This is a genomic window from Yersinia rohdei ATCC 43380 (assembly GCF_000173775.1).
Taxonomy (GTDB): Bacteria; Pseudomonadota; Gammaproteobacteria; order Enterobacterales; family Enterobacteriaceae; genus Yersinia; species Yersinia rohdei.
Genome location: NZ_ACCD01000013.1, coordinates 71,929 through 94,796, shown reverse-complemented (window position 1 = coordinate 94,796; position 22,868 = coordinate 71,929). Strand labels below are relative to the sequence as shown.

The window sequence follows — 22,868 nt, the reverse complement described above, 5'->3', positions numbered from 1 at the left end:
TTGTAAGCTCATCGGGACTTATGAGCTCACCCTACGGGCTAGCGAGAGCGCTGTTCAAATCGGTTCCGGCCGCTTTGTCACTCGCTTCCTGCCTGTTGCAATCTATTGGGTATAGGCTATATCGAGATCCACGGCCATTTGTGCGGTGGATTGCAAGGAGATAAGTGTGAGGCGACTGCCCAGGATAATGTTTGTGACAGGCGCCACGATAATTGTAGTGGTGGCCCTATTGGTCAGTGGGCTACGCATGATGCTGCCTCTCATCAATGACTACCGTCCGCAAATTGTGGCCAAGGTTCAGTCCCTCAGCGGTATTCCACTGGAAGTGGGATTCATGCAGGGGACGTGGGAAACCTTTGGCCCGACGTTAGAATTGCGTGATATTGGTGCTCAATTGCCGCAGGCTGATTTGCAGGTGCAGCGGGTCACTCTGGCGCTTGATGTATGGCAATCTTTGCTACATTGGCGCTGGCAGTTCCGTGATATGACTTTCTATCAGTTGCAGTTGGATCTGAACACCACCTTGGCAAGGCAGCCGGGCAGCGACAGCAGTCTTGAAACCAGCCAGATCACAGATATTTTTCTGCGCCAGTTAGACCATTTTGATCTGCGCAATAGCCGTATCTCGTTTTTAACCCCCTCCGGCCCGCGGGCTGAGTTAGAAATTCCACAACTTACCTGGCTTAACTCCCTTAGCCGGCATCGTGCTGAAGGGCAAATCAGTCTTTCAACCATTAACGGCCAACATGGCGTGGTGATGGTGCGGATGGATCTGCATGATAATCAAGGTATTTTAAATTATGGCACTGTGTATATGCAGGCCGATAATATCGATGTTAAACCTTGGATTAGCCGCTGGTTGCATAATAATACCGGGTTGGACAGTGCGGAATTCAGTCTGGAAGCTTGGCTGAGTATCAAAGGCGGCGAAGTTTACAGCGGCAATATGCTGCTCAGTCAGGGGCAAGCCAATTGGACGGTAGGTGACCAACCCCACCAGTTAGCGGTGGATAATTTTGTGCTGGAAGGCCACCGTCAGGGCACTGGCTGGCAAATTGACGCACCAGAATTACGTCTCAAAACTGATGGGCAATCTTGGCCGAAAGGGCATTTGTCAGCTTTATGGCTGCCAGAAAACTCTCAATTTATTGGGCCGGAGCAATCTCAAGAATTACGCATTCGGGCCACCAATATTCAGTTGGAGCGGGTGGGGCCGCTATTACCGACCTTATCGCTTTTTTCCCCCGAGCTAATAAAACGTTGGGCTGATTTGCAGCCACAGGGCGTGGTGGATGCATTGGCGCTGGATATTCCCATCAACCAACCCCAAAAAACACGTTTTCTGGCCAAATGGCACAATATCAGTTGGCAGCATTGGGATTTGTTGCCGGGGGTGAACAATTTTGCCGGTGTTCTGAGTGGTTCAGCCGAGCTTGGGCGTTTGGATGTCAACCTTAAAAGCAGCACATTACCTTATGGCGAGATGTTCCGTGCGCCATTAGAGGTCAGTCAGGCCACGGGGGTGCTGAACTGGCAAGCCGATGAGAGTGGCTGGGAGCTTTGGAGCGATAAGTTGGATGTCAGAGCCAAATCGCTGTGGGCCAACGGCAGTTTCCGCTATACGCAACCGGCGCAAGGGCAGCCGTGGCTTAAGATCCTGACGGGGATTCGCCTGTATGATGCCACTGATGCCTGGCGCTATTTCCCGGTGCCATTAATGGGTAAAAAACTGGCCGATTATTTGACGGAGGCCTTACAAGGTGGGCAGGTGGATAATGCCACCTTGATTTATAACGGTAATCCGCATGATTTTCCTTATAAACATAAAGAAGGCCAGTTCCAGGTTTATGTCCCGCTGCGTAATGCGACTTTTGCATTCCAGCCAGATTGGCCCGCGTTAGAAAACCTAGCTATCGACCTCGATTTTCTTAATGAAGGTTTGTGGATGGATGCGCCTCATGCCATGTTGGGTAAAGTGACCGGCAGCAATATCAGCGCTATTATTCCGGATTATCTGAAAGAAAAACTGTATGTCGAGGCACAAGTCGCCGGTGAAGGGCGTGATATCCACGACTACTTTACCCATACGCCGCTCAATGACTCAGTGGCTGAAACACTTGATGAGCTACAGGTGGGTGGTAAAGTTAGTGGGCGCTTACACCTAGATATTCCGCTGGAAGAAAATCGTATCACTCATGCCAGCGGTGAAGTGACATTGAAGAATAACAGCTTGCTGGTTAAGCCTCTGCAAAGTCAGTTGGAAAATATCAGCGGCAAGTTTCGTTTCAATAATGGCAATCTTGATAGCGATACTTTATCAGCCAACTGGTTCGGACAACCGCTGACGGTCGATTTCACCACGCAAGAGCAACCTAAAAACTTTTTAGTGAATGTCGGGCTGCACGGCAACTGGTTGCCAGCCAAATTACCCGGCATACCAGAAGATGCGGCAAAATTGCTCAGTGGCAGCGCCAATTGGCAAGGTAAAGTGGCGGTGCAATTACCTAAAAATGGCCAGCCGGATTACAAGATTGACGTGACAGCCGACTTGAAGAAAGTGAGCAGTTACTTACCCCCGCCGCTGGATAAAGCCAGTGGCCAGGCATTGCCGCTACAGATAACCGCAGCCGGCGGGCTGGAAGGTTTTACTCTCTCCGGCAGTGTTGGTGGCAACAATGGTTTTAATAGCCAATGGCTGCTGCAAAAGCAACAGGTGGAGCTGGCGCGTGCTATTTGGCAAACCGACAGCAAACAAACGCCGCCATTACCGGATGATAAAGGCCTGGTTCTCAAGCTACCTAAGCTGGATGGCGAGCGCTGGCTAACCTTGCTGACGCCTGAATTTACCGCCATGAGTGCCTCGGTTACCTCTTCCGCACAACCCAAAATACCAGGGAATGGCACCGATGTTATTTTGCCGCACCGGCTGACATTGCAAACACCGCAGCTGTTAATGGGGGGGCAAGCCTGGCACAACCTGACATTGCAAGTAGAGCCTTTACTGGTAGGAACCAAAGTCACAGCAAAAGGTCAGGAAGTGGATGGCAGTGTGTTAATGGCAGAAAGTGGGCCTTGGCATGCCGATATTGATTATCTTTATTACAACCCGCAATGGACAGCGAGCGAAGCTAAAGATCCGCTGGCAAAAGCCGCCTTGCAGGAGCCAACCAGCACGAACACTGTCTCATTCCATAACTGGCCTGCTCTGCAACTGCGCTGCAAAGCGTGCTGGATTTTAGGGCAGAGTGTCGGGCGGGTGAATGCAGATTTGACACCGAAAGGCAGTGTTCTGACCCTGTCTAATGGGCTGATTGAGGCCGGTAATGGGCGAGCCAAGGTTTCTGGCCAGTGGCAACAAGAGGGTTTGGATAACAAAACATCCCTTATTATTGCACTGAGTGGGCCAAAAATAGATGAAACCAACTCATTCTTTGGCCTGATGACTCCAATAAAAAATGCGCCATTTGATATCAGTGCTGACCTAAACTGGCGCGGTGTGCCGTGGCAACCACAGATTGATACCCTCAATGGGACGTTAAAAAGTCGGCTGGGCAGAGGGGTCTTGACCAATCTTGGTGGCGGGCGAGCTGGCCAGTTATTGCGGTTGGTGAGTTTTGACGCATTATTACGTAAGCTCCAGCTCGACTTTAGTGATACGTTTAGTCGTGACTTCGCGTTTGATTCTATTCGTGGCACCGCCAATATCAAAAATGGCGTGATGCATACTAATGATTTAGTGATTGATGGGTTGGCGGCCGATATTGCCATGAGCGGAAATGTGGATTTGGTAAAACGCCAGATAGCAATGGAAGCGGTCATTACCCCAGAGATTTCTGCTACTGTCGGTGTCGCAACAGCTTTCGCGATTAACCCGGTGGTGGGGGCGGCGGTATTTGCTGCCTCTAAGATTTTAGGGCCGTTATGGAGCAAGGTCTCACTGATCCGTTACCAGATAACCGGTAATTTGGATCAACCGGCCATCCATGAAGTGTTACGCCAGCTAAAGGAGAGTAAGGCGCCATGAAAAATGCCAATGTTGCATTATTACAGTTATGTAGTGGTGATAATATCCGTGACAATCTGGCTCAAATTGAGCAGCAGATCAAACAGTTAAATTCAGGCATTCAACTGGTTATGACGCCGGAGAACGCCTTGTTATTCGCCGATGCCAAGTCTTATCGTCAGCATGCTGAGCAGCATGATAATGGGCCATTGCAACAAGAAGTCCGTGATATGGCCCGTAAATATGGTGTTTGGATCCAGGTGGGTTCAATGCCAATGATAAGCCGTGAGTCACCGGATCTTATCACCACCAGTAGTTTACTTTTTGATAACCAAGGCGAACTTAAAGCTCGCTACGACAAAATCCATATGTTCGATGTCGATCTTAAAGATATTCATGGTCGTTATCGTGAGTCAGATACTTATCAAGCAGGTCAGCAGCTGACCGTGGTTGATACACCGGTAGGTCGGTTGGGTATGACGATTTGTTATGACCTGCGATTCCCCGGTTTATTCCAGGCGTTGCGTGCGCAAGGGGCTGAAATTATTTCAGTACCGGCAGCATTTACCAAAGTCACCGGCGAAGCACACTGGGAAATTTTATTGCGCGCCCGGGCAATTGAAAACCAGTGCGTAATACTGGCCGCAGCACAGGTGGGGCGGCACGGTGCCACTCGCCGGACGTGGGGCCACAGTATGGCGGTTGATGCTTGGGGCAAAATCATTGGGCAGAACCCAGATGCGGTTTCTGCTTTAAAAGTCAAAATTGAAACCACGGGTTTGAAAACTATTCGTAGCCAGATGCCGGTATTGCAGCATAATCGCTTTGTATCGTCGCTGGCGGCGTCACCAGATAAACCATTATCAAATTAAAGAGTGAAAACTATGAGCCTCTCGTTTGTCAGTGAGCAGTTACTCGCTGCTAACAAGCTGAACCATCAGGACTTGTTCTCAGTATTGGGGCAGTTGGCTGAACGCCGCCTTGATTATGCTGACCTGTATTTCCAGTCCAGCTACCACGAGGCCTGGATATTGGAAGATAGCATCATCAAAGATGGCTCTTACAATATTGATCAGGGCGTCGGTGTCCGTGCGGTCAGTGGTGAAAAAACCGGTTTTGCTTATGCAGACCAAATCACTCTGAATGCGTTACAGCAAAGCGCCCATGCCGCGCGCAGTATTGTGCGTGAGACCGGTAATGGCAAAGTGCATACCTTGGGTGAGATTGCCCATCAGGCGCTGTATCCTCTGCTTGATCCGCTGCAAAGTCTCTCACGCGAAGACAAAATTGCCTTGCTGCATCGAGTAGATAAAGTGGCTCGGGCCGCGGATAAGCGCGTGCAAGAAGTTAGCGCCAGTTTGACCGGTGTATATGAGCAAATTTTGGTGGCCGCCACTGACGGAACTTTAGCGGCAGATGTGCGCCCACTGGTGCGCTTGTCTGTCAGTGTCTTGGTCGAAGATAATGGCAAACGTGAGCGCGGTGCCAGCGGTGGCGGCGGTCGTTTCGGTTATGACTACTTCCTGGAAACTGTTGATGGCGAAGTGCGGGCCGATAATTTTGCGACCGAAGCCGTCAGAATGGCATTGGTTAATTTATCCGCCGTTGCCGCCCCTGCGGGTGCTATGCCTGTGGTATTAGGTGCGGGCTGGCCGGGTGTGTTACTGCACGAAGCCGTGGGGCATGGATTGGAAGGTGATTTCAACCGTCGTGGCAGTTCCGTATTCAGTGGGCAAATGGGTAAACTGGTTGCTTCAGAGTTATGCACAGTCGTGGACGATGGCACTATGGCCGGTCGCCGTGGCTCATTAGCTATCGACGATGAAGGGGTGCCGGGTCAATATAACGTATTGATTGAAAATGGCATTCTGAAAGGATACATGCAGGATAAGCTTAATGCTCGTCTGATGGGGGTTGCGCCGACGGGTAATGGTCGCCGTGAATCCTATGCGCATTTGCCAATGCCACGTATGACGAATACCTATATGTTAGCGGGTAAATCAACACCGGAAGAAATCATTGCCAGTGTGGAATATGGCCTCTACGCGCCTAATTTTGGTGGCGGTCAGGTGGATATTACCTCCGGCAAGTTTGTCTTCTCAACCTCCGAAGCTTACTTAATCGAAAAAGGCAAAATCACCCATGCGGTGAAAGGTGCAACTTTGATTGGCTCGGGTATTGAAGCTATGCAGCAGATTTCGATGGTTGGCAACGATTTGGCGCTGGATAAAGGCGTCGGTGTTTGCGGTAAAGAAGGCCAAAGTCTGCCAGTTGGTGTGGGTCAACCCACCCTGAAGCTGGATAACTTAACTGTAGGTGGCACGGCATAAACTGTCACTAAGTAAGATATGTCTTTGATATTATTGGTGTTCAGTTTGGTCTTGAATTGAACACCAATAAATATCACTTTTTCACCGGTAACCTTTATATATGTCCGCTATCCGTGTGAAATAGGCGGTTAGGTAATCAATACACACCTGGACTTTCAGTGGCATTTTATCTTTTTCGGTATAGAGGGCATATATCGGACGAGGATCTGAGTGATAACGTTTAAATAAAATTTCTACCTCTCCGCGTTTAATTTCGTCAATCACCCACATCAGCGGGACATAAGCAATTCCCGCCCCTGCGTTTAGCCAGCGGATCATGGTTTGCGAATCATTGGTCACAAACCGACCTTGTGGCGAAATCTGGGTGGTGATGCCTTCTGGCGCGATCAGCTCAAAATTACTGTCCGGGCGCACGCTGTATTCCAGCCAAGAAAAGTTAGCCATATCCGATGGTTTTTCGGGTGTGCCATATTGCGCCAGATAGCTTTTGGCGGCACAGACCACCATTGGCATCGAGCCGAGGCGGCGGGAAAATAACCCTGAATCCTGTAACGCCCCGACACGGATAACGATGTCCAAGCCATCGGCAATCAGATCAGGTGCTGGCATACCGGTAACCAAATTAACCGAAAGCCCAGGATATTCTTTCAGCATCTCTGCTGTCATGCTGGCCAGGACATTTTGTGCCATAGTGGATGAACAGCCGATCCGCAGTGTTCCGGTTGGCGTATTGTTAAATGCATACAGCTGCTCATGGACTTCCTGCACTTCCTGCAACATTCGCCGGCAGCCCTGATAGTAAATTCGCCCTGCTTCGGTCAGGCCAATCCGCCGGGTACTCCGGTTAAGTAGCTTAATATTCAGCTCTGTTTCCAGTTTTGACACGGTTTGGCTGATTGATGAAACACTCATTGCCAGCTGCCGCGCTGCGCCGGTAAAGGAACCGCATTCAACAACTTTGGCAAAGATTGACATGCGTTTTAGTCTTTCCATTGCATTCTCTAGGTGGATTGTTAACTCTGGCTTAAAAGTGATTTAGATCACACATCGTAGATAACTTGATAGTAAGCAGGCTAATATACTGCGGTTGGAGGAAGAGTCCAAAGTTTGAAAGCCGCGTAGCCATAGTACTGCCTCGCCTCGTCCAAATTGCAGCCATACTGAATAATCCAGTGTACCCTATCAGTCAGCCTTATAGCTGGTACTGTTAGTTGTGGCTTTTTCATTGGACGTGTTTCAGTTAACTATCGGATTATTCACCTAAGCGTATAACAGAAAGGATTTAAAGGATGAATTTGCTTCCGGTGATGGTGATTTTCGGTCTGTCTTTTCCACCGATATTTCTTGAGCTGCTTATTTCGCTGGCACTTTTTTTTGTCCTGCGTCGTGTGTTGCAACCTACCGGTATCTATGAGTTTGTCTGGCATCCAGCGCTCTTTAATACCGCGCTATATGGTTGCCTTTTCTATTTAGTTTCCTTGCTTGCTTCTTGAGGTGGCCGTGAATACTTTTTCATTAAAAATAATCCGTATCGGCATCACCTTGTTAGTGGTCTTACTGGGTATTATTGCTGTTTTCAAAATTTGGGCTTTCTACACTGAATCCCCCTGGACTCGTGATGCTAAATTTACCGCAGATGTGATTGCTATTGCGCCGGATGTCAGCGGATTGCTGACGGATGTCCCTGTTAAAGACAATCAATTGGTGGAAAAAGGCCAAATTCTGTTTGTGATTGACCAACCGCGCTATCAGCAAGCTCTGGCTGAAGCAGAGGCGGATGTGGCCTACTACCAGACATTGGCCGCTGAGAAGCAGCGAGAGTCTGGCAGACGCCAGCGCTTGGGGATTCAGGCTATGTCACAGGAAGAAATTGACCAATCCAACAACGTGCTGCAAACCGTCCGTCATCAACTGGCAAAAGCTATTGCGATACGTGATTTAGCCAAGCTTGATCTGGAGCGAACCACCGTGCGTGCACCGGCAGAGGGCTGGGTGACCAACCTTAATGTCCATGCCGGAGAGTTTATTAACCGCGGTGCCACTGCGGTTGCCTTGGTGAAAAAAGACTCGTTTTATATTTTAGCTTATCTGGAAGAAACCAAGCTGGATGGCGTTAAACCGGGTTATCGGGCAGAAATTACCCCACTTGGCAGCAATCGCATTCTGCATGGCACCGTCGACAGCGTCTCTGCGGGGGTTACCAATAGCAGCAGCAGTGTTGACAGCAAAGGGCTGGCAACCATTGATAATAATCTGGAATGGGTGCGTTTGGCACAACGTGTGCCGGTTAAGATCCGTCTGGATGCTGAAGATCAACAACATCCTTATCCGGCAGGAACAACCGCGACGGTGGTTATCACTGGAGCGAATGATCGCGACCCAAATAAAGCCTCACCGATTGTTAAGTTGATGCACCGCCTGCGCGAGTTTGGCTAAGATGACCAGCCCGACATTTATCCGCCTGCGCTTTGCTTTCAAGCTCAGCTTTGCCATTGTCGCCGCGCTGTTTTTGGGTTTTCACTTGCAACTGGAAACCCCGCGCTGGTCGGTATTAACCGCCGCGATTGTTGCCGCAGGCCCGGCTTTTGCTGCGGGTGGCGAACCTTTCTCCGGGGCCATCCGCCACCGTGGTTGGTTGCGCATTATCGGCACATTTATCGGCTGTATTGGTGGCTTAGTTATCATTGTTTTGACCATAAGAGCGCCGGTTTTGACTCTGATGCTTTGCTGCTTATGGGCGGGGGTTTGTACCTGGATTTCCTCATTGGTGCGGGTCGAAAACTCTTATGCATTTGGTCTGGCAGGGTATACCGCACTTATCATCATTGTCACTACCGGTGAAACGCCGCTGCTGACCCCTCAGTTTGCGGTTGAGCGCTGTAGTGAGATAGTGCTGGGGATCGCCTGTGCCGTCATTGCGGATCTGCTGTTTTCTCCGCGATCCATCAAGCAAGATATTGATCGGCAAGTCGATAACGTGCTGGTGGATCAATACCGATTATTGCAAATGTGCATTCGCCCGGCAGATAAAACCGATATTGATCGTGCCTGGAATGATTTAGTCAAAAGCACAACGGCCCTCAATGGGATGCGCAGCTATCTGATGCTGGAATCCTCCCGCTGGCAGCGTTGTAATCAGCGGTTACGGGTATTGCATACCGAGTCGCTAACCTTGATAACCCAAGCCTGTGAAACCTATTTAGTGCTAGCCAACCACCCAGAAACCTTAACGGGTGAATTAAAAGAGTTACTGAGTGAGCCAGCACAGACACCAGCAGAAATTCATCAGCAGATGAAAAAACTGCGCCAGTTTATTGGTGCCAGCCACAGTGAGGCGATTCCCCACACCATCAGTAGTTGGGTCGGGGCGGCGACGCGCTATTTATTGCTGGCGAAAGGCATTCACACCAATAGCAGCATTAGCCGGGTGGAGGAAGAGATCCTGGCCGGTGATGTTCCGGTAAAACATGCCTCTGCTGAAGGCCATCACGCCATGATTAATGGGCTGCGAACCGGCATTGCTACCGCCATCGGGGGCTTGTTCTGGTTATGGACGGGCTGGACATCTGGAGCCGGTTGTATGGTCATGATTGCGGTGGTGACGTCGCTGGCGATGCGCACCCCTAATCCCAAAATGGTGGCGATTGATTTCCTGCTGGGGGTGATAATTGCGCTGCCCATTGGGGCGCTGTACTTTATGTTTATCATCCCCGCCACTCAGCAGAGCATGCTGCTGCTGTGTATTAGCCTGGGGCTGCTGGCGTTTATTATTGGTATTGAAGTGCAAAAACGGCGATTGGGTTCGCTGGGAACATTGGCCAGCACCATCAACATCATGGTGTTGAGTAACCCAATGCAATTTAATGTCAGTTTGTTTCTCGACAGTGCATTAGGCCAGATTGTGGGCTGCTTTGTTTCTCTGATGGTGTTGCTGTTGGTGCGTGATAATGCTAAAGACAAAACTGGCAGAACATTATTAAACCGCTTTGTTTACAGTGCGGTATCTGCGCTAACCACCAATAAAGCTCGGCGCAGTGAAAACCATTTACCGGCTTTATACCAGCAATTGAATCAGTTATTGATGATGTTCCCCGGTGATATCGACAAATACCGGCTGGCACTAAGCTTGATAATTGCCCATCAACGGCTCAATAGCACCGAAATCCCAGTTAATGCGGAATTAAGTGCCTTTCATAAACAAATCCGCGACACCGCCGACAGAGTCATCAATGCTAAAAATGCCGAGAAGCGGCGCTATTATTTCGCCCGACTGCTACAAGAATTAGATCAATATCAACAAAAACTAGTTGATTATCAGTCGCCTGATTCAGTCACTCGGCCGGTAAAGCGGTTGGCGGAGATGTTGCATCGCTATCAGAGTGCTCTGATATAATTTTACCCTTCGCCCTTGAAGCTGCAGGGGTGTCAGCGGCGTTCACTTACCCGAATCACTTACCTGAGTAAGCTCAGCGGGATAAGTTCGCTGGCTTCCTACCTGCAACTCCAAATTCTTTGGGTAATCCCTTCGCCCTTGAAGCCGCAGGGGTGTCAGCGGCGTTCACTTACCCGAATCACTTACCTGAGTAAGCTCAGCGGGATAAGTTCGCGCACTTACCCGGATCATGCAACTCTAAGTTCTTTGGGTATATACTCAATAGGGAACCATCCTTCCTCGCCCTCAATGATGGGGGCATTATTTCCCTCAGGAGGTCGACCAGATGTCAGCACAAAACCCATTACACACTCCATTAAAAAATCAACAGCATAGCGACGGCCTATACCATATTGGCTATTTTGTCGGCGGAGCCTGGCATCAGGCGCAAGATACTTTCGACGTCCGTAATCCTGCCACCGGCGCGCTGGTGGCCAAAGTCGCAAAATCGGGTAAAGCAGAAACCGAAGCCGCGATTAAAGCCGCCAGCGAGGCATTTCCGGCCTGGCGAAAAACCCCCGCCAAGCAACGCGCCGAAATCCTACAGCGCTGGTATCTGTTGATAATGGAACACCAGCAAGCATTGGCAGAGTTGATGGTTTCAGAGCAAGGTAAACCATTGAAAGAAGCACTGGGCGAGGTTGCTTATGCCGCCAGCTTTATTCAATGGTTTAGTGAGCAGGCTAAACGTGCCAATGGTGAAATCATTCCGCCGGCCAAAGAAGGGGCAAGAATTCTGGCCACGCGCGAACCTGTGGGTGTCGTCGCCGCCATTACTCCGTGGAACTTCCCATTGGCGATGCTCACCCGCAAATTAGGGCCAGCACTGGCTGCGGGCTGTACCGGGCTGATAAAACCGGCCAATAATACGCCATTATCCGCTTTTGCTTTACTGGCACTGGCAGAGCAGGCGGGCGTCCCTGCGGGGGTTCTCAATGGGGTGGCCGGAGATACCCATGCAATCAGTGACGCGATTATGGCCAGCCCTGACGTGCGCAAAATCTCCTTTACCGGTTCCACCGAAGTGGGCAAAACCCTGATGCGCAATGCCGCCGCCACCATGAAGAAAATCTCTATGGAACTGGGCGGAAATGCACCTTATATCGTGTTTGATGATGCTGATTTGGATGCCGCACTGGCCGGTGCTATGGCCTGTAAATTCCGCAATGCCGGGCAAGTGTGCGTTTGCGTTAATCGTTTCTATATTCAGGAAGGTATTTACGACGAGTTTGTTACTCGCCTGGCCGCCGAGGTTAAAAAGCTGAAAGTCGGTAATGGCATGGACAAAGACGTCAATATGGGGCCGTTGATTAACCTTGCCGGCCTTGAGAAAGTCGAAGACCACGTGAAAGATGCCCTTGAGAAAGGGGGCCGGTTGTTAGCCGGTGGTCATCGCCATGAGCTGGGCGGCAATTTCTTTCAGCCGACGGTAATTGCAGATGCCAATGAACAAATGAAAGTGGCTGCTGAAGAAACCTTTGGCCCACTGGCGGCCTGTTTCCGCTTCAAAACGGAAGAAGAAGTCATTCAGCGGGCGAATAATACCCCATTCGGGTTGGCGGCTTACTTCTATACTCAAAACTTGCAGCGGGTATTCCGGGTGTCAGAGGCGCTGGAAAGCGGAATGATTGGTGTCAATGAGAGCTCGGTTTCCACTGAATTAGCGCCTTTCGGTGGGGTGAAAGAATCAGGACTTGGCCGCGAAGGCTCAGTGCTGGGGCTGGATGAGTTTATGGAAGTTAAAACGCTGCATTTGGGCAATTTATAAACCAGATGGCTGGGTGTAGATTATGGGTAATGAGCCGCCGCCTGTGGGTTAAGGAGAACCATGAATAAAAGACTAATTGCTATTTTGGGCGCTGTATTGCTGTTGGTTTTTGCCGTGTTTCAAAAAATGGACGGTGTCACGGCGCGTGATGTAGGTCAGTCGCCAGATGTGGAGAGCCCAAGGTCATCGGCGTCCGTTTCTATTGAGCAGCTCACCCAGCATCAGCAGGTTATCAAATACTTGCAAGCTCATCATCGGCTACCTGATTTTTACATAACCAAGCAGCAGGCACGTGAGCAGGGCTGGAACCCAAAAGACGGTAATTTATGCAAAGTTCTGCCGGGAAAAGCTATTGGCGGTGATCGTTTCTCTAACCGTGAGCGCCAACTGCCAGATGCCAAGGGCCGCAATTGGCATGAGGCCGATGTGAATTATCGTTGCGGGCATCGTGGGTCTGATCGCCTGCTTTACTCCAATGATGGCCTGATTTACCTAACTCAGGATCACTACAAGCATTTCATTCGGATGGAGTGAGAAGATGGTGAAAGTGGTATTCGATTTTGACCATATACCTGATTTCCCTGCATTTTATCGTGAGTTTTCGCAAAAATTCGCGCTAAATGAGGGTTTTGGTGCCAATCTGGATGCCCTGTGGGATGTGGTCACCGGCGAGATAGCTTTACCGGTAGAGATTGAATTTATTCATTTCAATCACCGCCGGAAACGCCGTTTTGGGGCCATCGTGTTGTTATTTGAAGAGGCCGAAGAGGAGCTCGCCGGGAGTTTGCGCTTCAATATAGTTTAAATGATAACCGGTATGAGTCGGGAGCCGAGTTAGACCCGGCCCCGCCCGATTACTGCTTTTTCTCTGCTAACTCGCGCAGATACTGGAAGATTTGACGGAATGATTTCGGCGGCTTGTTCGCGGCTTGCTCTTTCTGAGCATTACGCACCAAGCTGCGCAGTTGCTGGCGGTCAGCATCTGGATACAATTCCAATACAGTGGGAATGGCTTCGTCACCTTCTGCAACCAAGCGGTCGCGCAGTGTTTCCAGTTTATGGAACAGCGAAACTTGTTGGTTATGGCGGTTTTTCAGTTTATCCAATGCGGTTTGAATGGGTTCAACATCGCGGGCGCGCAACATTTTACCAATTAACTGAATTTGGCGGCGGCGGCCTTCTTTCTTGATTTTTTGTGCCAGCTCAATGGCGGCCAGCAGATCCTCATCCAATGGGATCTTTTCTAGCGCATTTTTACCCAGCTCAACGAGCTCGGTACCGAGGTCTTTCAGCGCTTCGGCATCACGTTTAATTTCACTTTTACTGACCCAGATAATCTCATTGTCTTCGTCGTTTTTATCTTCTGGGGTTTCATCTAGCCAGTCTTCGGGCTGTTTGTTCATGGTCAAATTCCTTAAAAAGAGGTTAATCCTAGCAGGTTGTTGGCTTTCTGCGAAATTGTACCGAGATCTCTGATAGACTCAGAAGCATGAAGTTCTCTATTTTATCCGTGTAAGTCGTCGTATTACGACACTTTCCTGAACGATTATCTCATTAATTATGGCAGACTGATGAAAGTAGTCACTCAAGTTGCACAACAGCGTAAAACGCTGGAACAAGCAGTTGCACAGGCTTTGGAATTGGCCCGCGCGGGTTCTGATGCGGCCGAAGTTGCCGTGAGCAAAACCACCGGGATCAGTGTTAGCACACGCTTTGGTGAAGTAGAAAATGTGGAATTCAACAGCGATGGCGCGCTGGGGATTACCGTTTATCATCAACAGCGTAAAGGCAGCGCGTCCACCACTGATTTAAATCCGGATGCCGTTGCGCGCACGGTTCAGGCGGCCTTGGATATTGCCCGCTATACCTCACCTGACCCTTACGCCGGCCCGGCTGAAAAATCTTTGCTGGCCTTTGAAGCGCCAGATTTAGATTTGTTCCATCCGAGTGATTTGGATGCGGAACAAGGTATCTTGCTGGCGGCTCGAGCAGAGCAGGCCGCATTGCAGGCCGATAAGCGGATCACCAATACTGAAGGCGGCAGTTTCAACAGCCACTATGGCATTAAAGTCTTTGGTAATAGCCACGGCATGCTGCAAAGCTATTGCTCGAGCCGTCATTCGCTCTCTAGCAGTGTCATAGCAGAGCACAATGGTGATATGGAGCGAGATTACGCCTATACCATTGGTCGGCGCATGGAGGACTTAGCCAGCCCGGAATGGGTCGGTGAAGAGTGCGCCCGCCGCACTTTATCCCGTTTATCTCCGCGCAAGCTGCCTACCATGCAATCGCCGGTGCTGTTTGCTGCCGAAGTCGCAACTGGCCTGTTTGGTCACTTGGTCTCGGCTATCAGCGGCGGCAATATCTACCGCAAATCCACTTTCCTGCTCGACCACCTGGGTAAGCAAATCTTACCTGAGTGGTTAACTATCGAAGAACATCCACATTTACTGCGTGGTTTGGCTTCGACGCCATTTGACAGTGAAGGTGTGAGAACTCTGCAACGGGAAATTGTCAAAGATGGGGTGCTGCAAACCTATCTGTTGACCAGTTATTCTGCCCGTAAATTAGGGCTACAAACTACCGGGCATGCGGGTGGCATCCATAACTGGCGCATTGCTGGTCAAGGGCAGGATTTCGCGGGGATGCTTAAGCAACTCGATAAAGGCTTGGTAGTGACCGAGCTAATGGGGCAGGGTGTCAGTACCGTCACGGGTGATTATTCCCGTGGTGCGGCAGGCTTCTGGGTTGAAAATGGCGAAATTCAGTATCCGGTCAGTGAGATAACCATCGCCGGTAACCTGAAAGACATGCTGCGCAATATTGTCAGTGTTGGCAGTGATATTGAAACCCGCAGTAACATTCAGTGCGGTTCAGTTTTATTACCTGCCATGAAGATTGCTGGCGAATAATTATTTGATTCTTGAAGAATAAAGCTGGCCTTGGTGTCAGCTTTTTTTGCCCTCACAATACCCAACTTCCGCCGGTTTCCGATATTTTGATAAAAAATCATTGTCAGTTTGGCGCTCTATTGCCTATGTTAAGTATGAGCAATGTACTAATAATCCGATAACAATAACCCCCCAAAATCAGAGCGTCGTGGGCAGCTTGTCAGCCCTAATGCCAGATAAGAAAGGGACAGAAGGAATGATAATGGGCAAGACAATGATGGCATTGATTGCTGCGGCGTTACTCAGCGCCAGCAGTTTAGCGATGGCGGCCAATGTGGCCGATGACATGGACACCATTGCTGATAATTATGGCAAAGTGTTGAAAGCAGATTCCACCGATGTGATGAAACAAAGCTTACAGGCCATGCGAGTGGCGGCAAAAGATGCGCAAAAGGGTATTCCTACCAAGTTGAAGAAGTTGGGTGAAGACAGCCCGGAGGTGAAAGATTTCCGCCACGGCTTGGATATATTGATTGGAAAAATTGATGGCGCACTGGAATTTGCGAACCAAGGCAAGCTAGATGAAGCCAAAAAGGCCGCGCAAGACTTTAAACCAACGCGCGATGCTTATCATAAGAAGTACCGTTAATTCCCTTATACGCGCGATTTTTCAAGCTGGAGGGCATTAGCAATTCTCTCTCATCCCAGTGACTTTGCTTGTCACTGGGGGCGCACTTTCCTACCGCCTATCTACACTCGAATTATTTGAGCATATCGCCAGGAAACAGGGTAATGGCCTTGGGCTGTTACCCTTATTGCATTTGGAGTCGATTTTCAATCGGCACCTATCTGCACAAATTCTTAGCGGTGATACTCACCAGCGGCTTCCGGCTGATACAGTAATTCCAGCACGATAATGCGGGCTTCATCCCCACTCGGTAATGTCCAATTGATTTCGTCATTGATGTGCAATCCCAGTAATGCCGCGCCTAATGGGGCCATTACGGAGAGTTGCTCATTGCTGTCTTTCAGCGACGCTGGGTAAACCAATGTGCGAATATGTTCTTCCTGGCTTTTCAAATCGCGAAAACGCACACGGCTGTTCATGGTCACCACATCCGCCGGAATGGCGTGAGGTGGCAAGATTTCTGCGCGATCCAGTTCTTCATTGAGCGCTGTTGCGACCACAGAACCGGCAAAGGCCGGTTGCGCCAGTAACGCATCCAAACGTTCAGCATCTAGCTCGTTAATCGTGATGGTTGGCTTGGTCATACCACTCTCCAATTCAATTTCAGCAAAACATAAAAACAACACCCCCACGCCATAGGAGAGGGGGTGTTAGAAAAAAGCTTAATATTAATCTGATATTAGGCGCTTCCGACGAGAAAAGAAAGAGATCCAGATCACGAACTTTTTTCCGCTGCGGGCTTTCACGGCGTATTTATATAAAAGTTATTTTGTTGTTAATGACTAGGTTAGCTCTCTAACCGGTGTATTTTGCGAAAGTGATCCCCCCGGTACATTACATTTCCACTTTGAACTGGAAAAAATGCCGCTACACACCTATTCCGCTTGCAGGTAGGGTGAAGTTATCGCGCAGAGAGAAAATAACTGAATTTATCTTTGCAATCAGCAAATGGTAGTAACAAGGAATAGAGGATTGCCAGCGTGAATGATGTAGCCGCATTGAATGCAGCCGAGGATCCTGGAATGGAAGAGGCAATTATCGTCACCGAGCGAGTATTAACTGAAATTACCGCGATGTTAAATGCTGAGAATATTTTTACCAATGCTGTTCAGCAGCAAATGTTGACTTCACATATTCGGGCAATGGTATTGCGTTCAATCACTGGCGAGCCATTACCTGAAGTAGATAAATCATTATTTGATGAGATTTCAGAACATTCAATGGAAATGTCTCAACGGGTGGTGGATAAATTTGCCAATTTACCTATTGAAGAAGCTTATCTGTTGTCAGTGCATTTTGAAGTAGCAAAAGATAATAACCCATAAAATATTTTCTGGAGAGAAAACTATGAGTCAAATTACCGTTGTGATTGGTGACCGTTTAGGGAAAGGTCAGAAAGTTGGACAAGGTGTTGAATTGGCGGGTGGCCGAGTAGTTGTTATTCCAGGTGTTGCCGCAGATATGAAACTTGGCGACGTGATGAATAGCGAAAAAGCAGATTTCGGTATTTCATTTTGTGGCAGTGGCGGCGCAGGTGCTATTACGGCACAAAATAAATATGGCTACAAAGCAAAGTATGGCATGCGTTCAGTAGAAGAAGGCGTGACGGCAATAAATGAAGGCTGCAAAGTATTAGGCTTCGGATTTATGGATAAAGAAGAATTAGGGCAGAAGTTAGTGGAAGCCTATATCAAGAAATATGGCCAGCCATAATGAAAGAGCAATATACCACCCAAGTGCAGGTAAAAGGCAAAGGCGACACTAAAGCTAAAGCTTTCGCTAATGCACTTGGTAATGTTCAGAATACCGTGTTGAAGTCGACACAAAATATTTTACTGCGAATCGAACCACAAGACGTAAAAGTATTAAAAGCAGAGTTATCAGTAAAAAATGAAAAATTTTTATTCTTTTTTTTAGCCAGGGAACGAAAAACGTACAGTGTTGAATTAGATATTACTGTGAACGTAACAATTATTAATACCGATAAGGTTGTTTTCGTTTCTAAATAAAACCATAACAATCTTCATTCTTGAAGCCGCAATTCCAATACCTTTGGCTATTGCGATTAGCGAAAAGGATATACTGATGTTTCTAATCATTCTTTTTAAGTCGATTATTATCGGCGGTCTGGTTGGTGTGGGGGTCGGTGTTGGGGCCGCCCGTATGTTCCATGCACCCACCATACAGGGAATGGGGGCGTTTCGTACCTTGGGCGAGTTGAACTCGTGTGAGGGCGATCCGGCTTCGCATTTCTCCTTTGGGTTAGGATTTTTCTTCAACGCCTGGGCTTCCTCTGTTGCCGCAGGTGCATTTACTCAAGATGTCGACCACCGCATTATTCCTAACTGGGGTGCTGCAGCATTGATGATTAAAAATCGTAATGTTGCGGAAACCATGCATAACCCGAAAAAGATGGCAATTGCCTGCGGGATTATTGGGGTAATTGTTGTCAGCTTCTTAAACACCACCGCATCAGCTGTTCCGGCGGCATTACAGGTCACGGCAATTAAAGTATTAGTCCCAGCGGCTAATATTCTGGTTAATACCGTGATGCCCGTTATTTTCTGGTTAGCTGCAATTGATGCAGGGCGTCGCTCTGGTTTCTGGGCCACTATTTTCGGTGGTTTGGCGCAGTTAATTATGGGTAACGCAGTACCTGGTCTGGTTTTAGGTATTTTAATCGGTAAAGGTGTTGAAGAAAGTGGCTGGAATAGAGTCACTAAAGTCATGATGACCGTCATTGTCTTGTTATTCGTACTCAGTGGTTTCTTCCGCGGATTCGACATGAAATTCTTGGAGTCATTCAGTATGGGCGCGCCGATATGGCTCGAAAATATTCATAACGCATTGAGCGGAAAATAACACAGCGAGAGGAGCTTGATGATGGATGAACAAACCAAGAATAATTTCTGGTATGCCGACTGGTCATTTCCGATCTTTGTAGGATTATTATCCTCCGGCGTATTTGCTGGTACTCATATGTATTATCTTTATGGGATCGGCGCATTTAACGAAGTAGCATTTGTTTCAATGCTACGTGCAGGAATGGATACGGGTGTTTATGGCGCAGTAGCCGCATTTGGTGCCAGCTTCTTATTTGCACGTATTATTGAAGGCTCACTAGTTGGTATTTTAGATATCGGCGGTGCAATTCAAACTGGCGTTGGTCTGGGCGTGCCCGCATTATTACTAGGTGCTGGCTTTGTGTACCCAGTCGCTAATTTTGGTGCGGCTTTGGCCACGGGCCTGATTATTGGTGTGGCCATCGGCTACCTGATTATTTTGGCGCGAAAATTCACGATTAACCAGAGTGACTCAACTTACGGTGCCGACGTAATGATGGGCGCAGGTAATTCCTCTGGCCGTTTCTTGGGGCCATTGATCATTTTGTCAGCCATTACGGCCTCAATTCCTATTGGGATTGGTTCTTTAGCTGGCGCATTATTATTTTATCTCTGGAACAAACCTATTACCGGCGGTGCAATCTTGGGCGCCATGATTTTAGGCTCTATTTTTCCGGTCGCTATCTCTTGAACTACGGGGTGAATATTCAACTAACTGGATATTTACCCCGACGCGACGTTAAGTAAGAAGGTATAAGATAATGTATGACTTTATTATCACAGGGGCAGTATTAGTTGACGGTCGTCAGGTTGATATCGCAATTAATGACGGAAAAATAGTAGCAGTAAATGCAGCTATTTCTGCGGATATAGAAAATCAAACAAAATCTCCGGTTTATTCGGCCAAAAAGGTGTTGGATTTGGCCGGAAAATATTACCTCAGTGCGGGCTGGATTGACTCCCATGTTCACTGTTATCCCGCATCACCTATTTATCATGATGAAGCTGATTTAGTTGGCGTAGCCAGTGGCGTCACCACGGTCGTTGATGCTGGCAGTACCGGTGCCAATGATGTAGATGATTTTTACCGCTTAACTCGAGCAGCCAAAACCCACGTTTATGCTTTCTTGAATATTGCTAAAACCGGCATTTTGACGCAAAACGAATTGTCCGATATGGCGCAGATTGATAAGCAAAGTGTTAGCCAGGCTATTGCCCGCAATCCCGGTTTTATCATTGGGATTAAAGCGCGCATGAGCAGCAGTGTAGTGGGCAAAAATGGCATTAAGCCATTGGTGCGCGCGAAAGAAATTCAGAAAGAAAACAATCAATTGCCGCTTATGGTGCACATCGGCAACAATCCGCCAGATCTGGATGAGATTGCCGATTTATTGACCAGTGGCGATATTATTACCCACTGCTACAATGGCAAACCGAACCGAATTTTGACCCCCGCCGGTACGTTGCGTGAGTCTGTCCAGCGGGCGATTAAACGCGGCGTATTGCTGGATGTCGGCCACGGTAGTGCCAGTTTCAGTTTTGATGTTGCAGAAATTGCCATCAAGCAAGGTATTTACCCGGACACCATCAGTTCTGACATTTATTGCCGCAACCGCCTTAACGGGCCAGTGCATAGCCTGGCGACCGTGATGTCCAAGTTTTTCACCATCGGCTTGAGTCTTGAGCAAATCATTCGCTGTGTTACCGAAAATGCCGCGCAGGCGCTGCGTCTCACTCATAAAGGGGTGCTGGATGTGGGCTATGACGCCGACCTGACAATATTTGAGCTGAAACAACAGCCTCAGGTCTTCAATGATTCAGAAGGTAAATCGGTTACCGGTGAGAAATATCTGGTGCCACTGGCTGCAATTGTTGCCGGTGACGTAGTGTTAACTGACGAAGGGAAGTTGAAAAATGTCTTCAGTCTATGAAAAATACCAGTTAAAACAAGTCATTAATGCTTCTGGCCGCATGACGATGCTGGGGGTTTCAACGCCACGGCAAGATGTGGTTGAGGCGGTAGAGCTGGGTCTGAATCATTACTTTGAAATGAAAGACTTGGTGAATAAAACCGGTGCTTACATTGCCAGCTTACTGAATGTTGAAGACGCGGTGGTGGTTTCCTGCGCCTCTGCCGGGATTGCTCAGTCTGTTGCGGCAGTCATTGTTAAAGACAATGCGAATTTGTTGGTTAACCTCCACGCCGCGCCCCGCACAGTGCCGCATGAAATTGTGTTACCAAAAGGCCACAATGTTAACTTTGGTGCGCCAGTGGATACAATGGTGACACTGGGGGGCGGCAAAGTGGTGGAAGCGGGCTATGCCAATGAATGCTTGCCAGAACAGCTGGAAGCCGCGATCACGCCAAATACTGCGGCGATCTTGTATATAAAATCCCATCATTGTGTCCAAAAAAGCATTTTATCTGTTGAACAGGCGGTAGTGATTGCACGTAAGCATCAATTGCCATTAATTGTTGATGCCGCAGCGGAAGAAGATTTGCAGTGTTACTACCAAATGGGTGCCGATTTGGTGATTTACAGTGGTGCCAAAGCCATTGAAGGGCCAACCAGCGGACTGGTGCTGGGCAAGAAAACCTATGTTGAGTGGGTGAAATTGCAATCAAGTGGTATTGGCCGGGCGATGAAAGTGGGTAAAGAGGGCATACTGGGCCTGACTCGTGCCATTGAAAGTTACATGACACTGGAGAAAGAAACCGGTCAGCAGATGGTTTCGAAAATGACTCCGTTTATCAGTCAGTTAAATACTATTGATGGTATCTCGGCCAAAGTGGTTTGGGATGCAGCTGGACGTGATATCGCCCGCACTGAAATCAGTTTTGATGAAGCAAAAATAGGGCGTTCGACCCCTGATTTAGTCGAAGCGCTCAAAAATGGCGATATCGCCATTTACTTCCGCGCCTATAAGGCCAACGAAGGCAAAATTGAAGTGGATGTGCGCAGTGTAACGCCACCGCAGCTTGACACGATTTATACCTGTATTAACCGCTTGGTTAAGGGAGCCTAAACCATGAAATTGACCCCGAATTTTTACCGTGACCGGGTATGCCTGAATGTGCTGGCTGGTTCAAAAGACAATGCGCGCGAGATTTACCAAGCTGCTGAAGGTCATGTTCTGGTGGGCGTGTTATCGAAAAACTATCCGGATGTCGACAGCGCAGTCAAAGACATGCGGGAATATGCGGCACTGATTGATAATGCGCTGTCGGTCGGGCTGGGTGCCGGTGATCCGAAGCAATCCGTCATGGTCAGCCAGATTTCACAACAGGTGCAGCCGCAGCATGTCAATCAGGTGTTTACCGGCGTGGGTGCCAGCCGCGCCTTGCTAGGCCAGCATGAGACTGTGGTTAACGGCCTAATTTCACCGACCGGTAAAGTGGGTTATGTGAAGATTTCCACCGGCCCGCTCAGTTCGCAACAGACAGATGCTATTGTTCCTGTGACCACGGCCATTGCCCTGTTGAAAGATATGGGCGGCAGCTCGGTGAAATTTTTCCCAATGAATGGGTTGGATTCTATCGAAGAATACCGTTTTGTTGCCGAGGCTTGCGCGGCTACCGGCTTCTGGCTTGAGCCTACCGGTGGCATTGATCTGGATAATTTCGAACAAATTTTGCAAATCGCGTTAGATGCTGGCGTTACAAAAGTTATCCCACATATTTATAGCTCGATTATTGATAGCAAAACAGGTAATACCCGCCCGGATGATGTGAAAACCTTATTAAATATTGTGAAGAAAGTTGTACAGTAATATTGTTTTCTAATAGCCGTCTTGTTATGTATCAGTAGCATTATTATTTATTAGTTTTAAATGTGACAGGAAGTCAGCCTCCACAGGGTGTCCAATTGGGCGCTCTGAGGAGAGGTTGCAGATGATATTGGCGACCTATAGC

The 22,868-nt window shown here is 48.7% G+C and carries 22 protein-coding genes; 19 read left to right on the top strand and 3 right to left on the bottom strand.

The window, feature by feature from the left end:
• Positions 1 to 166: 166 nt before the first annotated feature.
• Genes yhdP through tldD form a run of 3 tightly spaced genes read left to right on the top strand, consistent with a single transcriptional unit; the run spans position 167 to position 6,333 of the window.
• Positions 167 to 4,024, top strand: coding sequence for an AsmA2 domain-containing protein YhdP (gene yhdP / locus YROHD0001_RS07705; protein WP_071817889.1), 3,858 nt, complete (start codon positions 167 to 169; stop codon positions 4,022 to 4,024).
• Positions 4,021 to 4,875, top strand: coding sequence for a deaminated glutathione amidase (gene nit1 / locus YROHD0001_RS07710; protein WP_032817024.1), 855 nt, complete (start codon positions 4,021 to 4,023; stop codon positions 4,873 to 4,875). Before yhdP ends, nit1 begins: the two co-directional genes overlap by 4 nt.
• A gap of 12 nt (positions 4,876 to 4,887) precedes the next feature.
• Positions 4,888 to 6,333: a metalloprotease TldD gene (gene tldD / locus YROHD0001_RS07715; RefSeq protein WP_004714996.1), complete on the top strand. Its 1,446-nt coding sequence runs from the start codon at positions 4,888 to 4,890 to the stop codon at positions 6,331 to 6,333.
• 81 nt (positions 6,334 to 6,414) lie between these two features.
• Here the strand turns inward: tldD and aaeR are convergent, their stop codons facing one another.
• Positions 6,415 to 7,326 carry an HTH-type transcriptional activator AaeR gene (gene aaeR / locus YROHD0001_RS07720; protein ID WP_004714995.1) on the bottom strand — a complete coding sequence of 304 codons (912 nt, stop codon included), beginning with the start codon at positions 7,324 to 7,326 and terminating at the stop codon, positions 6,415 to 6,417.
• 296 nt (positions 7,327 to 7,622) lie between these two features.
• Here aaeR and aaeX point away from each other — a divergent pair, with 296 nt between their 5' ends.
• The 6 genes from aaeX to YROHD0001_RS07750 all read left to right on the top strand — a co-directional run bounded on the left by aaeX (position 7,623) and on the right by YROHD0001_RS07750 (position 13,338).
• A complete protein-coding gene (gene aaeX, locus YROHD0001_RS07725; RefSeq protein ID WP_004714994.1) occupies positions 7,623 to 7,826 on the top strand; it encodes a p-hydroxybenzoic acid efflux pump operon protein AaeX in 204 nt (67 codons plus the stop codon).
• 7 nt (positions 7,827 to 7,833) lie between these two features.
• Positions 7,834 to 8,769 carry a p-hydroxybenzoic acid efflux pump subunit AaeA gene (gene aaeA / locus YROHD0001_RS07730; protein ID WP_032817023.1) on the top strand — a complete coding sequence of 312 codons (936 nt, stop codon included), beginning with the start codon at positions 7,834 to 7,836 and terminating at the stop codon, positions 8,767 to 8,769.
• 1 nt (position 8,770) lies between these two features.
• Positions 8,771 to 10,726 carry a p-hydroxybenzoic acid efflux pump subunit AaeB gene (gene aaeB / locus YROHD0001_RS07735; protein WP_004714992.1) on the top strand — a complete coding sequence of 652 codons (1,956 nt, stop codon included), beginning with the start codon at positions 8,771 to 8,773 and terminating at the stop codon, positions 10,724 to 10,726.
• 325 nt (positions 10,727 to 11,051) lie between these two features.
• Positions 11,052 to 12,533, top strand: a complete 1,482-nt coding sequence (locus tag YROHD0001_RS07740; RefSeq protein ID WP_004714991.1) for an NAD-dependent succinate-semialdehyde dehydrogenase — start codon at positions 11,052 to 11,054, stop codon at positions 12,531 to 12,533.
• Positions 12,534 to 12,593: 60 nt separating this feature from the next.
• Complete coding sequence (locus YROHD0001_RS07745) at positions 12,594 to 13,067, top strand: ribonuclease (protein ID WP_004714990.1); 474 nt, start codon at positions 12,594 to 12,596, stop codon at positions 13,065 to 13,067.
• 4 nt (positions 13,068 to 13,071) lie between these two features.
• A complete protein-coding gene (locus tag YROHD0001_RS07750; protein ID WP_004714989.1) occupies positions 13,072 to 13,338 on the top strand; it encodes a barstar family protein in 267 nt (88 codons plus the stop codon).
• Positions 13,339 to 13,387: 49 nt separating this feature from the next.
• Here YROHD0001_RS07750 and yjgA read toward each other — a convergent pair whose 3' ends face one another.
• Positions 13,388 to 13,936: a ribosome biogenesis factor YjgA gene (gene yjgA, locus YROHD0001_RS07755; RefSeq protein ID WP_032817022.1), complete on the bottom strand. Its 549-nt coding sequence runs from the start codon at positions 13,934 to 13,936 to the stop codon at positions 13,388 to 13,390.
• A gap of 168 nt (positions 13,937 to 14,104) precedes the next feature.
• On the opposite strand from yjgA, the gene pmbA reads away from it, so the two are divergent.
• A complete protein-coding gene (gene pmbA, locus YROHD0001_RS07760; protein ID WP_004714987.1) occupies positions 14,105 to 15,445 on the top strand; it encodes a metalloprotease PmbA in 1,341 nt (446 codons plus the stop codon).
• A gap of 241 nt (positions 15,446 to 15,686) precedes the next feature.
• Positions 15,687 to 16,073 (top strand): cytochrome b562, encoded by a 387-nt coding sequence (gene cybC, locus YROHD0001_RS07765; RefSeq protein WP_032817021.1) that lies wholly within the window; start codon positions 15,687 to 15,689, stop codon positions 16,071 to 16,073.
• A 212-nt stretch (positions 16,074 to 16,285) separates the two neighbouring features.
• Here cybC and rnk read toward each other — a convergent pair whose 3' ends face one another.
• Positions 16,286 to 16,696, bottom strand: a complete 411-nt coding sequence (gene rnk / locus YROHD0001_RS07770) for a nucleoside diphosphate kinase regulator (RefSeq protein ID WP_032817020.1) — start codon at positions 16,694 to 16,696, stop codon at positions 16,286 to 16,288.
• Between the two features lie 396 nt (positions 16,697 to 17,092).
• On the opposite strand from rnk, the gene YROHD0001_RS07775 reads away from it, so the two are divergent.
• The 8 genes from YROHD0001_RS07775 (at position 17,093) to dagF (ending at position 22,726) form a co-directional block, all read left to right on the top strand.
• The gene (locus tag YROHD0001_RS07775) at positions 17,093 to 17,437 is read left to right on the top strand and encodes a glycine dehydrogenase (protein ID WP_032817018.1); all 345 of its coding nucleotides are present in this window, start codon (positions 17,093 to 17,095) and stop codon (positions 17,435 to 17,437) included.
• Between the two features lie 22 nt (positions 17,438 to 17,459).
• A complete protein-coding gene (locus YROHD0001_RS07780) occupies positions 17,460 to 17,825 on the top strand; it encodes a glycine-rich SFCGS family protein (protein WP_004392359.1) in 366 nt (121 codons plus the stop codon).
• Positions 17,825 to 18,121: a DUF4312 family protein gene (locus YROHD0001_RS0117970; protein ID WP_032817016.1), complete on the top strand. Its 297-nt coding sequence runs from the start codon at positions 17,825 to 17,827 to the stop codon at positions 18,119 to 18,121. Before YROHD0001_RS07780 ends, YROHD0001_RS0117970 begins: the two co-directional genes overlap by 1 nt.
• A 76-nt stretch (positions 18,122 to 18,197) precedes the next feature.
• Entirely contained in the window at positions 18,198 to 18,974 is a 777-nt protein-coding gene (locus YROHD0001_RS07785; RefSeq protein WP_004714982.1) for a DUF4311 domain-containing protein, read from the top strand.
• A gap of 21 nt (positions 18,975 to 18,995) precedes the next feature.
• Positions 18,996 to 19,646, top strand: coding sequence for a DUF4310 family protein (locus tag YROHD0001_RS07790; protein ID WP_032817015.1), 651 nt, complete (start codon positions 18,996 to 18,998; stop codon positions 19,644 to 19,646).
• A 70-nt stretch (positions 19,647 to 19,716) separates the two neighbouring features.
• The gene (locus YROHD0001_RS07795) at positions 19,717 to 20,886 is read left to right on the top strand and encodes an amidohydrolase/deacetylase family metallohydrolase (protein WP_004714980.1); all 1,170 of its coding nucleotides are present in this window, start codon (positions 19,717 to 19,719) and stop codon (positions 20,884 to 20,886) included.
• Positions 20,870 to 21,982 carry a DgaE family pyridoxal phosphate-dependent ammonia lyase gene (locus tag YROHD0001_RS07800; protein ID WP_032817013.1) on the top strand — a complete coding sequence of 371 codons (1,113 nt, stop codon included), beginning with the start codon at positions 20,870 to 20,872 and terminating at the stop codon, positions 21,980 to 21,982. Before YROHD0001_RS07795 ends, YROHD0001_RS07800 begins: the two co-directional genes overlap by 17 nt.
• 3 nt (positions 21,983 to 21,985) lie before the next feature.
• A complete protein-coding gene (gene dagF, locus YROHD0001_RS07805; protein ID WP_004714978.1) occupies positions 21,986 to 22,726 on the top strand; it encodes a 2-dehydro-3-deoxy-phosphogluconate aldolase in 741 nt (246 codons plus the stop codon).
• Positions 22,727 to 22,868: the final 142 nt, after the last annotated feature.